At 68.5% G+C, this 12662-nt stretch carries 13 protein-coding genes; 9 read left to right on the forward strand and 4 right to left on the reverse strand.

Annotated features, from left to right (window positions below; translation table 11 throughout):
* Positions 1-2056: respiratory nitrate reductase subunit gamma (locus HYZ11_02110; GenBank protein MBI3126381.1), on the reverse strand; the 2056-nt coding region annotated here is incomplete at its 3' end.
* Positions 2057-2306: 250 nt separating this feature from the next.
* Between HYZ11_02110 and HYZ11_02115 the strand changes: the two genes are divergently transcribed.
* The 9 genes from HYZ11_02115 to HYZ11_02155 all read left to right on the forward strand — a co-directional run bounded on the left by HYZ11_02115 (position 2307) and on the right by HYZ11_02155 (position 8898).
* Positions 2307-2774, forward strand: a complete 468-nt coding sequence (locus HYZ11_02115; GenBank protein ID MBI3126382.1) for a Rieske (2Fe-2S) protein — start codon at positions 2307-2309, stop codon at positions 2772-2774.
* A 4-nt stretch (positions 2775-2778) separates the two neighbouring features.
* Entirely contained in the window at positions 2779-3915 is a 1137-nt protein-coding gene (locus HYZ11_02120) for a cytochrome bc complex cytochrome b subunit (GenBank protein MBI3126383.1), read from the forward strand.
* A 16-nt stretch (positions 3916-3931) separates the two neighbouring features.
* Complete coding sequence (locus HYZ11_02125; protein MBI3126384.1) at positions 3932-5143, forward strand: hypothetical protein; 1212 nt, start codon at positions 3932-3934, stop codon at positions 5141-5143.
* 97 nt (positions 5144-5240) lie between these two features.
* Complete coding sequence (locus tag HYZ11_02130; protein MBI3126385.1) at positions 5241-5438, forward strand: type II toxin-antitoxin system HicB family antitoxin; 198 nt, start codon at positions 5241-5243, stop codon at positions 5436-5438.
* Between the two features lie 109 nt (positions 5439-5547).
* Positions 5548-6432, forward strand: coding sequence for a 3'-5' exoribonuclease (locus HYZ11_02135; protein MBI3126386.1), 885 nt, complete (start codon positions 5548-5550; stop codon positions 6430-6432).
* 89 nt (positions 6433-6521) lie between these two features.
* On the forward strand, positions 6522-6740 hold the full coding sequence (locus HYZ11_02140) for a hypothetical protein (GenBank protein ID MBI3126387.1): 219 nt from the start codon (positions 6522-6524) through the stop codon (positions 6738-6740).
* A 278-nt stretch (positions 6741-7018) separates the two neighbouring features.
* Positions 7019-7438 carry a cobalamin B12-binding domain-containing protein gene (locus HYZ11_02145; GenBank protein MBI3126388.1) on the forward strand — a complete coding sequence of 140 codons (420 nt, stop codon included), beginning with the start codon at positions 7019-7021 and terminating at the stop codon, positions 7436-7438.
* The gene (locus tag HYZ11_02150; protein ID MBI3126389.1) at positions 7438-8271 is read left to right on the forward strand and encodes a tetratricopeptide repeat protein; all 834 of its coding nucleotides are present in this window, start codon (positions 7438-7440) and stop codon (positions 8269-8271) included. Before HYZ11_02145 ends, HYZ11_02150 begins: the two co-directional genes overlap by 1 nt.
* A 189-nt stretch (positions 8272-8460) precedes the next feature.
* On the forward strand, positions 8461-8898 hold the full coding sequence (locus tag HYZ11_02155; protein ID MBI3126390.1) for a hypothetical protein: 438 nt from the start codon (positions 8461-8463) through the stop codon (positions 8896-8898).
* Between the two features lie 300 nt (positions 8899-9198).
* Here HYZ11_02155 and HYZ11_02160 read toward each other — a convergent pair whose 3' ends face one another.
* From HYZ11_02160 to HYZ11_02170, 3 genes are read right to left on the reverse strand one after another with little or no spacing between them, the layout of a single operon-like run.
* Positions 9199-10008, reverse strand: coding sequence for an ABC transporter permease (locus HYZ11_02160; protein MBI3126391.1), 810 nt, complete (start codon positions 10006-10008; stop codon positions 9199-9201).
* On the reverse strand, positions 10008-10928 hold the full coding sequence (locus tag HYZ11_02165) for an ABC transporter permease (GenBank protein ID MBI3126392.1): 921 nt from the start codon (positions 10926-10928) through the stop codon (positions 10008-10010). The genes HYZ11_02160 and HYZ11_02165 overlap by 1 nt, the downstream gene beginning before the upstream one ends.
* Positions 10929-12560, reverse strand: coding sequence for an ABC transporter substrate-binding protein (locus HYZ11_02170; protein ID MBI3126393.1), 1632 nt, complete (start codon positions 12558-12560; stop codon positions 10929-10931).
* Positions 12561-12662: the final 102 nt, after the last annotated feature.

The raw sequence follows: 12662 nt of genomic DNA on the forward strand, positions 1-12662 counted from the left end.
CCCCGCCCGCCCCGCAGCAGAGCGAGCGGTCGCGCGAGCGCCGGAGCTCGCGGTAGTCCCCCGAGATCCGGTGGAGGACCTCGCGCGGGGCCTCGAACACCCCGTTGTGCCGGCCCAGGTAGCAGGGGTCGTGGTAGGTGAGGGAGGGGAAGGCGCGCTTCGGCTTGAGGCGGCCCTCCCGGATGAGGTCGGCGATGAGCTGGGTGTGGTGGATGACCTCGTACTTGCCGCCGAAGTCCGGGTACTCGTTCTTGTAGGTGTTGAAGCAGTGGGGGCAGGTGGTGATGATCTTCTTGATCCCGTAGCCCTCCAGGGTGGAGATGTTCTTCTTGGCGCACATCTGGAAGGTGAACTCGCCTCCCGCGCGCCGCGCCGGGTCGCCGGTGCAGGACTCCTCGGGGCCCAGGATGCCGAAGTCCACGCCGGCCGCCTTGAGCACCTTCACCATGGCGCGGGAGACCTGGATGTTGCGGTCGATCATCGAGCCCGTGCACCCGACCCAGAAGAGGTACTCGGCCTTCTCGCCCTTGCCGAAGACCTTCACGTCGAGGCCCTCGTACCACTCCTCGCGGTTGTGCTGGGCGCCCACCCAGGGGTGCATCCGCTCTTCCATGGACTTGAGGAACTGGCGCGCGTTCTCGCTCGTCTTCGATTCCATCATCACGAGGTAGCGCCGCATGTCCACCATCTTGGGGATGTGCTCGATGTAGACCGGGCACTCGTGCATGCAGGCCCCGCAGGTGCGGCAGCCCCAGAGCTCCTCCTCCAGCACGGCCGGGGCGGGCGAGCCCTCGGCCCGCTCCCCGAAAAGGGGCGGGCGCCCGGCGGCCTCCCCTCCGCCGCTGCCGTCCGCGGCCCCCTTGCCCGGGAGCCCCGTCCCCACCTCGGAGAGGTGCCGCTTCAGGTCCTGGATGAGCTTCCGGGGGCTCAGCGCCACCCCGCTCTGGGAGGCGGGGCAGACGTCCTGGCAGCGGCCGCAGTTGGTGCAGGCGTCGAGGTCGAGGAGGCCCTTCCAGGTGTACTGCTCGATCCGGTTCACCCCGAGCGTCTCGAGGGACTCGGGGTCCTTCTCCATCGCCTCCTCGATGTCGGGGTAGCTGAGCTTCCCGGTCGTGCCCAGGTCGCGGAAGAAGATGTTCAGGAGGCCGTACCAGATGTGGTTGAGCTTCCCGAAGCCCAGGTAGCCGATGACGACGAAGGCCGTCCCGGCGTGGAACCACCAGTTGAAGCGGTAGAAGGCGCCCAGCCGGTCGATGGTCCAGCCCCGCATGGCGAGGGCGATTACGTAGCCCACCGGCGACCAGCGCGCCATCGCGGGGTTGCCGTTGAGCTCGGTCGCGGCGATGCGCGCGCCCTCCACGGCGAATCCCTGAACGAAGACGAGGAGCAGGAGGCCGAGCGCGATCCAGTCGTCGAGGAGCGTGTTGAGGTGCTTGGGGCGCATGAAGAGGCGCCGCCAGATGGCCATCCCGATCCCGGCGATGGCGAGCAGGCCGAAGAGATCGGTCAGCAGCGAGTACCAGAGATAGACGCTTCCCTTGAGGAAGGGGGTCCGGAGCCATTCCTGGATCGCGATCAGCGAGGTGGCGATCAACTCGGCGAAGAAGCCGTAGAAGATGAAGAGGTGCATGAGGCCGGAGTAGGCGTCCCGCGAGAGCCGGCGGTAGCCGAATACGTCCACCAGGAGGCCGAGGAAGCGCCTGGGGATCTGGTCCAGGCGGTTCGCGCCCGCGCCCGCGCGCCAAAGGAGATAGCGCGACCGGATGCCCTGCGCCATGAACATCAGGGGGAGCAGGGCGAGGAGATACATGGGGAAGATGTGGGTGGCGAACTCCTTCTTCTGCTGCGTGTGGCAGCTCTGGCACTGCGAGGCCAGGGAGAAATTGGGCATTCCGTGGGGATTATGGCAGGTGGTGCACTCGACGACCTTCTGGGGGTTGCGGAGCAGCTCTCCTTCCTTCGGGAAGGCGGCGGCGGAGGAAGCGCACGCCAAGGCGGCGAGGAAAGCCAGGAATCCTCCGGCGAGCATGCGGCGGGCGTTGCGGGCGCGAGCCATTCACTTCCTTTCTTAAGAGCCTCTTACGAGCCGGCATGCTGCGAGCCGCGCGCCGTTCGCGGGGGGCGAGCCGCCGTAAGCTATCAGGTCGTCGGCCCGTCCCGCAACGGCGGGGCGGGGGGGGGGCGAAAGGCCACGCCGGGAGGGGCCGGGATAGTTGATTTTAAGATTCGGTTGATCCTATTCTGGCCGCCATGAGGCTTGATTTTGCTTTCCTCCGTGAAACGACTGCTTGAGGAAACCCTTCCCGGTGTCTGCCTCCGAGTCGCCTCCCATGCCGCAGGAGAAGCTGGATCGCAGAGAGGCGATGATCTCCCTCTCGATGGCCGCGGGGCTCGTCCTCAGCTGCGGGACCGCCGCCTTCTACGGCCTTCGCTACCTGTTCGGAAGGCAGGCCCCCGCCCGGAAGGTCAGCGTGCCCGTCGCGGTGACGGATGACGTGCCGGAGGGGAGGAGCCTCCTGCGCGAGGACCTCTCGGGCCGGAAATTCCTTCTCGTCCGGCGGGGCGAGGGCGTCCGCGCCTTTTCCACCACCTGCACCCACCTCGGCTGCCAGGTCCACTGGAAGCCCGAGGAGAAGACGTTCTTCTGCCCCTGCCACGACGGCGTGTTCGACGCGGACGGCAACCCCGTCTCCGGCCCGCCGCCCGCCCCGCTGGCTCAGTACCCCGTGGAGCTGCGCGGTTCCACCGTCTTCGTCACCATGCCCGAGGCCTGAGCCCGTGAGCGGGAGAATCGCCGGCTGGCTGAACGAGCGCATCCCGCTGGATTGGGACGTGCTCCGGAAGGCGCTCGGCGAGCCCATCCCGCTCCACATGCACAAGTGGTGGTTCTGCCTGGGCGGAACGCCTCTTTTTCTTTTCACCGTCCAGATCCTGACCGGGCTCGCCCTCGCCGTCTACTACGTTCCCGAGCCCGGCAAGGCCTTCGAGTCCGTCCGCTACATCACCCAGGAAGCCCCCTTCGGCTGGTGGGTGCGGGGCGTGCACCGCTGGTCGGCCGAGCTGATGGTGGTGTCGGTGATCCTCCACATGATCCGGGTGTTCTTCACCGGCGCCTACCGCCGGCCGCGCGAGCTGAACTGGTTCATCGGCATGGCGCTCCTCGTGGCCGTCCTGACGTTCGCGTTCTCGGGCTATTCCCTCGTCTACAACCAGCTCTCCTACTGGGCCACCGTGGTGGGCGCCAACATCACCTCCTCCATCCCGCTGGTGGGAGGCCTGGCGGGGGGCTTCATGCGGGGCGGGCCCGAGATCACCGCCAACACCCTCACGCGCATGTACGTCCTCCACGTCGTGGTGCTGCCGGGGGCGACCGCCGCCCTGATCGCGCTGCATTTGCTCCTGCTCCGCCTGCACGGCGTGAGCGAGCAGGACGGGAGGGCGGGGGAAGGCGAGGCGCCCGGGCGCTTCTTCCCGTTCTATCCCGATCACATGATGACCGAGCTGCTCGCCGGCCTCTTCCTGATCTTCCTCGCCAGCCAGCTCGCCATCGTCCTGCCGGCCGGCCTCGGCGATCCGGCCAACCCCGCCGTCACGCCCGAGCACATCCGGCCCGAGTGGTACTTCTGGCCGGTCTTCCGGTACCTCAAGCTCTTCTCCGCCCAGGTGGGGATCATCAGCATCCTCGTCTTCGTCGCGGCCATGTTCGCCTGGCCCTGGATCGACGCTGCCCTCGAGCGGCGCTTCCCGGGGCGCAACGTGGGCTTCGGCTTCGGCGTCTTCGCCGCCGTGACGATGGTCATGCTCATCGTGGTGGAGGGCCTCTCGGAGCAGCCGGCCTATATCGCCCTGTTCTTCGCGGTGGGCGTTGCCGTGACCCTGGCTTTGTTCGTCCTGAAGAGCCTGTTGAGACAATGAACGGAGGGTTCCCCGCGTGAATTTGCAGGCCAAGCAGGTGGCGGTGACGGTGCTCAGCCTTTTCTTCCTGGGCTCGCTGCTCATCGTGGGGTACATCGAGAGCGAGCGCTTCATCCCCGAGAAGCGGCCGAAGCCGGTCGTCACGAAGAACAACCTGGGCTGCATGAACTGCCACGCCGACAAGTCCCCGGCCGTGGTCGCCCAGTGGAAGGAGAGCCGCCACGCCGCCCTCGGCGTCGGCTGCATGGACTGCCACGAGGCCAAGAAGGGGGACCCCGACGCCTGGGAGCACGAGGAGGCGCTCGTCGCCATCATCCCCACCCCCAAGGACTGCGCCCGCTGCCATGAGAAGCAGGCCGAGGAGTTCGGCCGGAGCGCCCACGCCCGCGCCGCCGAGAACGTCCCCCCCCTCGGCAGCTTCCGCGGGGAGGCGGTGGCCGGGGGCCTCGCCGAGGCGATCGCCGGGTGCCAGAAGTGCCACGGCAACGAGGTGAAGGTCCGCCAGGGCGGGACTCTCGATCCCGCCACCTGGCCCAACACGGGGGTGGGCCGGACCAACCCCGACGGGAGCAAGGGCTCGTGCTCGGTCTGCCACACCCGCCACCAGTTCGCCTCCTCCCAGGCCCGCCGGCCCGAGAGCTGCGGCAAGTGCCACCTCGCCCCCGAGCATCCGCAGATCGAGACCTACGCGGAGTCGAAGCACGGGCTCCTCGTCCAGTCCCGCATCGGCGAGATGAACCTCACCAGCCTCGAGTGGATCGCGGGGAAGAACTACAACGCCGCCCCCACCTGCGCCACCTGCCACATGAGCGCGACCAAGAGCCTCCTCCTCACCCACGACGTGGGGGAGCGGGTGGCCCGGGTCCTCTCCCCCGCCGCCTCCAAGACGCGCGAGGACGCGGAGCGAAAGCGCAAGAACATGCTCAGCGCCTGCAACGCCTGCCACGGGCCCGAGTACACGAAGGCCTACTTCGCGCAGTCCGACAAGGTCCTCGACGAGTACAACCTGAAATTCGCAGCCCCGGCCGAGGCCATCATGGAGGCGCTCAGGGCCGAGGGGAGGCTCACCCCCGACCCCTTCGACGAGAAGATCGAGTGGGTCTACTTCGGGCTCTGGCACCAGGAGGGCCGCCGCCCCGGGGAGGTCGCCCGCATCTTCAGGTACGAGTTCCTCCCCGAGGCCGAGCGGCTCTCCCCGGGCATCGCGGCGCGCTTCGCGAGGAACTAGGCGGCGAGGGCCGGGCCGGAAACGCAGATTCGCCGAGCGTAAGGTTTCCGCGCCATATGTTATGATATGGAAGCTTTATATGATTAGGAGGCATAGCATGAAGTACAAAATCGCGCTGTTGAAGACGGATGAGGGCTACAGCGTCTCCGTCCCTGGCCTGCCGGGCTGCTGGTCGCAGGGTTCGACGGAGGAGGAAGCGCTCCAGAACATCCAGGACGCGATCCGGGAATATCTCGCCGCCCGCGAGGGGCTTTTGGAGGGGGCGGAGGTGCGCGAGGTCGAGGTCACGACCTAGGCGTGCCGAGAATTCCCGGCGTTAATCATCATGACAGGCAGGGCAAACACACTGGCCTTGAGAAATATTTGGTTGAAAAAGATATACGGAAACAGCGAAGGAAGAGCTGATGAAGTTCATTGCTGTTGACGTCGAGACCGCCAATGCAGACATGGCCTCAATCTGCGCGATTGGCGCGGCAGCCTTTGAGGACGGCCAGCTTTCTTCAGAATGGTATTCACTGGTTGATCCGGACGATTACTTTGACCCGGTAAATGTCTCCATCCACGGTATTGACGAGCGCATGGTTGCCGGGTCGCCGACATATCGGGACGCAGCGAGCACCATTGAACGGCTTTTCTGTGACGCAGTGGTGGTGACGCACACGCATTTTGATCGGGTAGCAATCCACCAAGCCGCACGTCGGTGGACCCTTGAGCCGCCTCGCTGCAACTGGCTAGACTCAGCCAAGGCGGCGCGCCGCGCCTGGGCGGAGTGTGCCCGGAGTGGCTATGGGCTTGCGGACGCGTGCAAACGGATTGGCTACAAGCTACGTCCCCACAACGCCTTGCACAATGCCTTGGAGGATGCGAAGGCCGCTGGACACGTGCTACTCGCGGCGATGTCCGAGATGGGGCTTGATCTCGAAGGCATTCTCCGACGGGTCCGCCTGCCGATCGATCCCAGCAGTGCAAGTTCCGGAGCAATTAAGCGCACAGGTAACCCGGATGGTTCGCTATTTGGTGAGGTGGTCGTATTCACCGGCGCGCTGGAAATACCTCGGCGTGAGGCGGCTGACTTAGCTGCTGTCGTTGGATGCGAGGTGGCACCGGGCGTGACTAAGGCAACGACGCTCTTGGTTGTCGGTGACCTGGATGTGAAGCGGCTGGCGGGCCACCAGAAGAGTTCCAAGCACCGCAAAGCTGAGGAGTTGATAGCCAAGGGTTTTCCTATTCGGATCATCCGCGAGACTGACTTCCGCGAGTTCATAGGAGCGGCCCAAGACGGAGTTTGAAATAAGCCACTACGCCGCCTGATGGTTGGACACACCGCCCCCACCCAGCGTAAAATTTCCTTGGGTGAAGCTAAGCCAAGGAGATCATCATGACCAAGGCTTTGGAGAAGGCTTTCGAGGCGGCCGCCCGGCTGCCCGAGGCGGAACAGGAGGCTCTCGCCGCCGCCATCCAGGCCGAGATCGAGGCGGATGCGGAGTGGGAGAAGTCTTTCGCCCGCTCGCAGGATAAGCTGGCCCGGCTGGCCGAGGAGGCGCTCGCGGAATACCGGTCCGGGAAGACGCGTCCGTTCAATCCGGACGAACGGTGATTTCCCACACCAGCGAACGTTTCCGAAAAGCGTTTCAGGACCTTCCTCCCCATGTACAGCACCGCGCCCGTATGGCTTACCGGACGTTTCAGCAGAATCCGAGCCATCCCAGCCTTCAATTCAAGCGGGTTCATCCCGTCCAGCCGATTTTTTCCGCCCGCGTCGGATTGGGCTACCGCGCTGTTGGCGTTCGGGAGGGCGATGTGGTGATCTGGTTCTGGATCGGGATACATGCAGATTATGAGCGGCTTTTGGCACGGCTATAGATGGAGTCCCCCATGCCCGAGCGCAAGATCCGCGTCCTGGTGGCGAAGCCAGGCCTGGACGGCCACGACCGCGGCGCCAAGGTGGTGGCCCGGGCGCTCAGGGACGCGGGGATGGAGGTGATCTACACCGGGCTCCGCCAGACGCCCGAGCAGATCGCCTCGGCCGCCCTCCAGGAGGACGTGGACGCGGTGGGTCTCTCCATCCTCTCGGGGGCGCACAACCTCCTCTTCCCGCGCATCCGGGAGCTGCTGGACGCCCAGGGGATGGAGGACGTCCTCCTCTTCGGCGGGGGCATCATCCCCGAGGCGGACGCCCGCGCCCTGAAGGAGAAGAGGGTGGACGCCGTCTTCACCCCCGGCGCCCCCCTGCACACCATCGTCACCTACGTGCGGGACGCGGTGGAGGCGCGCCGGGCCGGGAAGGGGGCCTGATGGCCCGGGCGAAACCCGCCCTGTCCCTCGCCGGCCTTCTTTTCCTTCTGGGAGGATGCGCGGGGGCCCCATCCCCGAAGGAGCCCCCCGCCGCGCCCCCGGCGGCGGCTTCCGGCCAAGCCAAGCCCCCCTCCGCACCCTCCACCGGGCAGGCCATCGCCCTCTTCAACCGGGGGGAGGAGCACTTCCGCCACGGGGAGTACCCCGAGGCGGAGCGCCTCTTCCTCCAGGCCGCCGAGGCCGACCCGCGCCTCCATCCCGCCTTCCAGGCCCTGGGCGAGGCCCGGGAGAAGACGGGCAAGAAGAAGGAGGCGGCCGAGGCCTACCGCCGGGCGCTCCGCCTCAAGCCGGACGACCCCAAGGCCCACCTCGCCCTGGGGCGCCTGGGGGAGGAGGGGGGCCAGATGGAGGCGGCGCTCTACCACTACGAGCGGGCGGCCGGGCTCGCGCCGGACAGCTTCCTCGCGCACTTCCGGCTGGGGCTCCTGCGGGCGGAGCGCGGGCAGGCGGACGCGGCCATCCACCATCTGCGGGCGGCCGTCCGGCTCGACCCCTCCCACCCCCGCGCCCGCTACCTCCTCTGGATGGGCCTCGCGCGGCGCGGCGGCTCGGAGGGCTACGAGGTGGAGCTGGGCCGCGGCCTCGTCGAGGAGGGCAACACCCTCCCCATCCGCTTCTACCAGGGGCAGGCGGCGGAGCACTTCCGCGCGGGGCGGGTGGAGGAGGCCCTGCGCGCCATCCAGAAGGCAGTGGACGTGAACCCGAACTGGCGCGGCCGGGAGTGGCGCGGCGTCATCGAGGACATGGAGCGCTACCGCCGGGCGAGGCGGTAGCACTTGCGCGAAACCAATCCGAACCCAGCCTGAACGCAACCTTTCCCCGCAGGGCGCGCCGCGCCAGGACTGCGGAAAAACCTTGAGTCCGATTACGGCGAATCATTGACCCTGGCGGGAGGGCTCCCTATACTCTCTGCCGCACGTTGGCTTTATTCCGGATCCGGGCGTCATAGCATGGGAGTGCACATGAAGCGCGTGGGACAGGCGGTGGCCGCTCTCTCTCTCGCCCTGGCGCTGGGCGCCTGCGCGAAGGAACCCATCCAGAAGGCCGTGGCGGGCAGCCTCCTTCCGGCCGAGGAGAACGTGGTGGTGACGAACCACTGCCAGGGCTGCCACCTGCACGCCAAGTTCAACGCCGAGGCCCACCTCGCCAAGATCCGCGACCTCTACCCGGCGGACAGCCCCCTGCGCGAGAACACCCAGTGCCTCAAGTGCCACCAGCTCAAGCTGGAGAACATCTTCCGGAACGAGGTCCGCCGCACCGAGTTCCCCCACAAGAACCTCGTCGGTTTGACGGACATCCCCAAGCCCGCGGCCGTGGTGAAGGCCCCGGACAAGAAAGAGATGCCCAAGACCGAGGCGGAGCAGAACAAGCGGAAGTGGTACTTCTTCTATCTGTTCTGAGCCTGATTTCCCGCGCGAGATGATGGCAGGGGCGCACCGGATGCGCCCCTGTTTCTTTCGGCCCTCCCCCTCCGGGGGAGGGTTGGGTGGGGGAAGCCATCTTAATGCTTGCCCTCTCCCCGTCCCCTCCCGGCGGGAGGGCAGAGCAATCTGGGTTTCATTGCCGCAGGGGCGTGTGGCATACGCCCCTGCTTTTTTGTGCGGTCCGTAAGGGCGATCCTTGTGATCGCCCCTAATTTCCTTTCCCCGGAATGGCGAACACGAGGTTCGCCCCTACGGACGTATTCGCGGTATCGCCCCCTACCTCCTCCCCGTCGGATCGAGCCAGTCCCTGAGGCCGTCCCCCAGGATGTTCAAGCTCATCACCGTGAGCGCGATGGCGACCCCCGGGAAGAGGGTGAGGTGGGGCGCGATCAGGAGGAAATCCCGCCCCTCGGCCAGCATCGCGCCCCAGCTCGGCTCGGGCGGCTGGATGCCCAGCCCCAGGAACGAGAGCCCCGACTCGGCCACGATGGCCCCCGCCGCCCCGAAGCTCGCCTCCACGATCACCGGCGAGATCAGGTTCGCGAGCAGGTGGCGCGCGAAGATGCGCCTAGGCTTCGCTCCCGCCGCCCGGGCCGCCGTCACGAACTCCCGCTCCCGGAGCGAGATCACCTGGGCCCGCACCAGGCGCGCGTAGCCCACCCAGCCGAAGGCCGCAAGCGAGACGACCACGTTCGAGAGCCGGGGGTCCAGCACCGACATCAGCGCGATGGCCAGGAGGATGCCCGGGAAGGCCTGGAACACGTCGGCGAGCCGCATCAGGCCCTCGTCCCAGGCCCCGCCCGCCGTGCCCGCGAGCCCCCCCACCGCGGTCCCCACCAGGAGCGAGACGAGCACCGCCGTGAAGCCCACGAGGAGGGAGACCCGCCCGCCGTGGAGCACCCGGCTCAGGATGTCGCGCCCCAACTTGTCCTGGCCGAAGGGGTGCTCCGGCCCGGGCAGGGAGAGCCCCCCGGCCAGGTCCTGGGCGTAGGGGTGGTGGGGGGCGAGCCAGGGCGCGGCCAGGGCGGCCAGCACGAGAAGGGCGAGGAGCGTGCCCCCGAAGGCGAGGGCGAGCCGGCCGCGCATCAGCCGAGCCTCACGCGCGGGTCGAGCCAGGCGTAGGCCAGGTCGGCCAGGAAGTTCACCGCCACGTACACCCCCGCGATGAAGAGCACGCAGCCCTGGACGACGGGATAGTCCCGCGCGGCGATGGCCTGAATGGTGAGCCGGCCCACCCCCGGCCAGGCGAAGACCGTCTCGGTGATGATGGCGCCCGAGAGTAGCGCCCCCATCTGGAGGCCCAGGATGGTGATGAGGGGGAGGCAGGCGTTCCGCAGGGCGTGGAGCCAGAGCACCCGCCGCTCGGAGAGCCCCTTGGCGCGCGCCGTCGCCAGGTAGTCCTGGGGCAGCACCTCGAGGAGGCTCGACCGCGCCATCCGCATCAGGATGGCGGCGAGCGCCATGCCCAGCGTGGCGGCGGGCAGCACGAGGCTCAGGGGCCCCGCCCGGCCCGAGACCGGGAACCAGCCCAGCCCCAGCGAGAAGGCGATGATGAGGAGCGGCCCCAGCCAGAAGACGGGCAGGCTCGCCCCCAGCACGGCCAGCATCCCCGCGAGGAGATCCAGCCACGAGCCCGCCCGCCGGGCGGCCGCCATGCCGAGGGGGAAGGCGATCAGCATGGCCACCGCGAGGGAGGCCAGGGCCAGCTCCGCCGTGGCGGGCGCGCGCTCGGCGATGAGGCCCGCGACGGGGCGGCGCTGATGGAGAGAGCTGCCCAGGTCGCCCCGGAGGAGATCGCCCAGGAACTCCGCGTACTGGACGGGGAGGGGGCGGTCGAGCCCCAGGGCCTTGCGCATCTCCTCGCGCTGGGCCGGGCGGGCCGTCTCGCCCAGCATGAGGTCCACCGGGTCGCCCGGGATGACGTGGGTGACGAGAAAGACGAGGGTCGAGACCCCCCACAGCACGGGGAGGAGCAGGAGCAGGCGGCGCAGGAGGAAGCGGCGCATCTAGCGCTTCTCCCCGGCCCCCGCGGGGGCGAAGCGGGCCCGGGCGAGCGAGATCAGGTCCTCGTTCGGGTAGACCTCGAAGCCCTCGATGCGGCGGTCGAGGGCGGCGGCGTTCTCGGCGTGCCAGAGGTTCACGTAGGGGAGGTCCTCCGCCAGGATCCGCTGGACCTCGTGATAGAGCGGCGCCCGGCGGCCGCGGTCGAGGACGCGCTGGGCCTCCTCCACCAGCCCGTCCACCCGCCGGTTCGAGTACCGCCCCCGGTTCAGGCCCTCGGGCGGCGCCTGGGCGCTGTGGAAGACGAAGCGGTAGATGTCCGGGTCCGAGATGCCCACCCAGGTCAGGCTGTAGAGCTGGAAGTTCCCGGTGCGGATGTCCCCGAAGAAGGTGCCCCACTCGTAGGCGCGCACCTTCACCTCGATGCCCACCCGCGCGAGCTGATCGGCGATGACGCTCGCGGTGCGGCGGCGGATCTCGCTCTGGGAGGTCTTGAAGACGAGCGCGAAGCGCGGCAGGGGCCCCGGGCCGTCCGGGTCCGGGAAGCCCGCCTCGTCGAGGAGCTGCCGGGCCCGGGCCGGGTCGTGGTGCAGGGCGGGGAGGCCCGGCGCGTGGGCCCAGTGCCCGCGCGGGAGGAGGCCGTCCGCCTTGCGGGCCAGGCCCTTCAGGATGTGGCGGATGATGGGATCCCGGTCGATCGCCAGGGCGATGGCGCGGCGGACCTTGGGCTTCGCGAGAATCGGGTCCCGCAGGTTGAAGCCGATGTAGGTGAAGTTCGTGCCCGGGCGGCTCTGGACCCGCAGGCGCGGATGGGCCTCGAGGCGCGGGAGGAAGTCCGGCGAGAACGTGCTCTGCAGCAGGTGCAGGCCGCCGCTCTCCAGCTCCAGGATGCGGATGGTCTCCTCCGGGAGGATGCGGAAGATCAGCCGCTCGAATTCGGGCGGCGCGGGGTGCCCCGCGAAGGCGGCGAGCTCGATCTTTTCGTCGGGCACGAAGCGGACGAAGCGGAAGGGCCCCGTCCCCACGGGCCGCGATCCGAAGTCCTTGCCCGCCCCCGCCGCGCTCCGGGGCACGATCCCGACCATGAGCGCCTCGGGGAAGGAGGCCGAGGGCCGCTTCAGGCGAAAGGCCACCTCGCGCGGGGAGGGGGTCTCGATGGCGGCCAGCTCCCGCAGCGCCGCCGCCTTGGGGGAGCCCATCGCGGGATCGCGGATGGAATCGAAAGTGAACTTCACGTCCGCCGAGGTGAGAGGAGAGCCGTCGTGGAAGCGGATGCCCTCTTTCAGGCGGAAGCGGTGGACGAGGGGCGAGGCCTCCCACGCCTCCGCCGCGTCCAGGGCGGCGGCGCCCGAGGCGTCGTAGGCGAGGAGCTGGCGAAAGAGCAGGCGCTGGAGCTGCCAGGAGATGGCGTCCTGGGAGAGGCGCGGGTCGAGGCTGGTGGGGTTGCTGTCCACCCCGACGATGAGGGCCCGGCCGCCGGCGGGAGCCTCCCCCCCGCCGCAGCCTCCCCCGGCCAGCAAGACGGCCAGCAGAAAGGCCGCCAGAATCGCGGGCGCGGCCCGCCGGGCCGGTTGCCGGAAGCGCGGGAGCGGCGAGAGGAGCTGGCGTGGCGGAGAAAAGGTCACGGGTCGGGCCATTCCGGAGGGCGGAGCATCCCTGTCCGGGACGTTGTCACAGCGGGGCCGCAGCGTCAACGGCGAGGCCCGCGCGCGCAGGATTGCACGATTTTTGCCGTTAAA

Source organism: Candidatus Tectomicrobia bacterium (assembly GCA_016192135.1).
Classification (GTDB): Bacteria; UBA8248; UBA8248; order UBA8248; family UBA8248; genus 2-12-FULL-69-37.

Coding starts and splice junctions, on each gene's coding strand:
- HYZ11_02130 (MBI3126385.1), top strand. CDS start 5,241: ATGAAGTACAAAATCGCGCTGTTGAAGACGGATGAGGGCTACAGCGTC.
- HYZ11_02135 (MBI3126386.1), top strand. CDS start 5,548: ATGAAGTTCATTGCTGTTGACGTCGAGACCGCCAATGCAGACATGGCC.
- HYZ11_02140 (MBI3126387.1), top strand. CDS start 6,522: ATGACCAAGGCTTTGGAGAAGGCTTTCGAGGCGGCCGCCCGGCTGCCC.
- HYZ11_02145 (MBI3126388.1), top strand. CDS start 7,019: ATGCCCGAGCGCAAGATCCGCGTCCTGGTGGCGAAGCCAGGCCTGGAC.
- HYZ11_02150 (MBI3126389.1), top strand. CDS start 7,438: ATGGCCCGGGCGAAACCCGCCCTGTCCCTCGCCGGCCTTCTTTTCCTT.
- HYZ11_02155 (MBI3126390.1), top strand. CDS start 8,461: ATGAAGCGCGTGGGACAGGCGGTGGCCGCTCTCTCTCTCGCCCTGGCG.
- HYZ11_02160 (MBI3126391.1), bottom strand. CDS start 10,008: ATGCGCGGCCGGCTCGCCCTCGCCTTCGGGGGCACGCTCCTCGCCCTT.
- HYZ11_02165 (MBI3126392.1), bottom strand. CDS start 10,928: ATGCGCCGCTTCCTCCTGCGCCGCCTGCTCCTGCTCCTCCCCGTGCTG.
- HYZ11_02170 (MBI3126393.1), bottom strand. CDS start 12,560: ATGGCCCGACCCGTGACCTTTTCTCCGCCACGCCAGCTCCTCTCGCCG.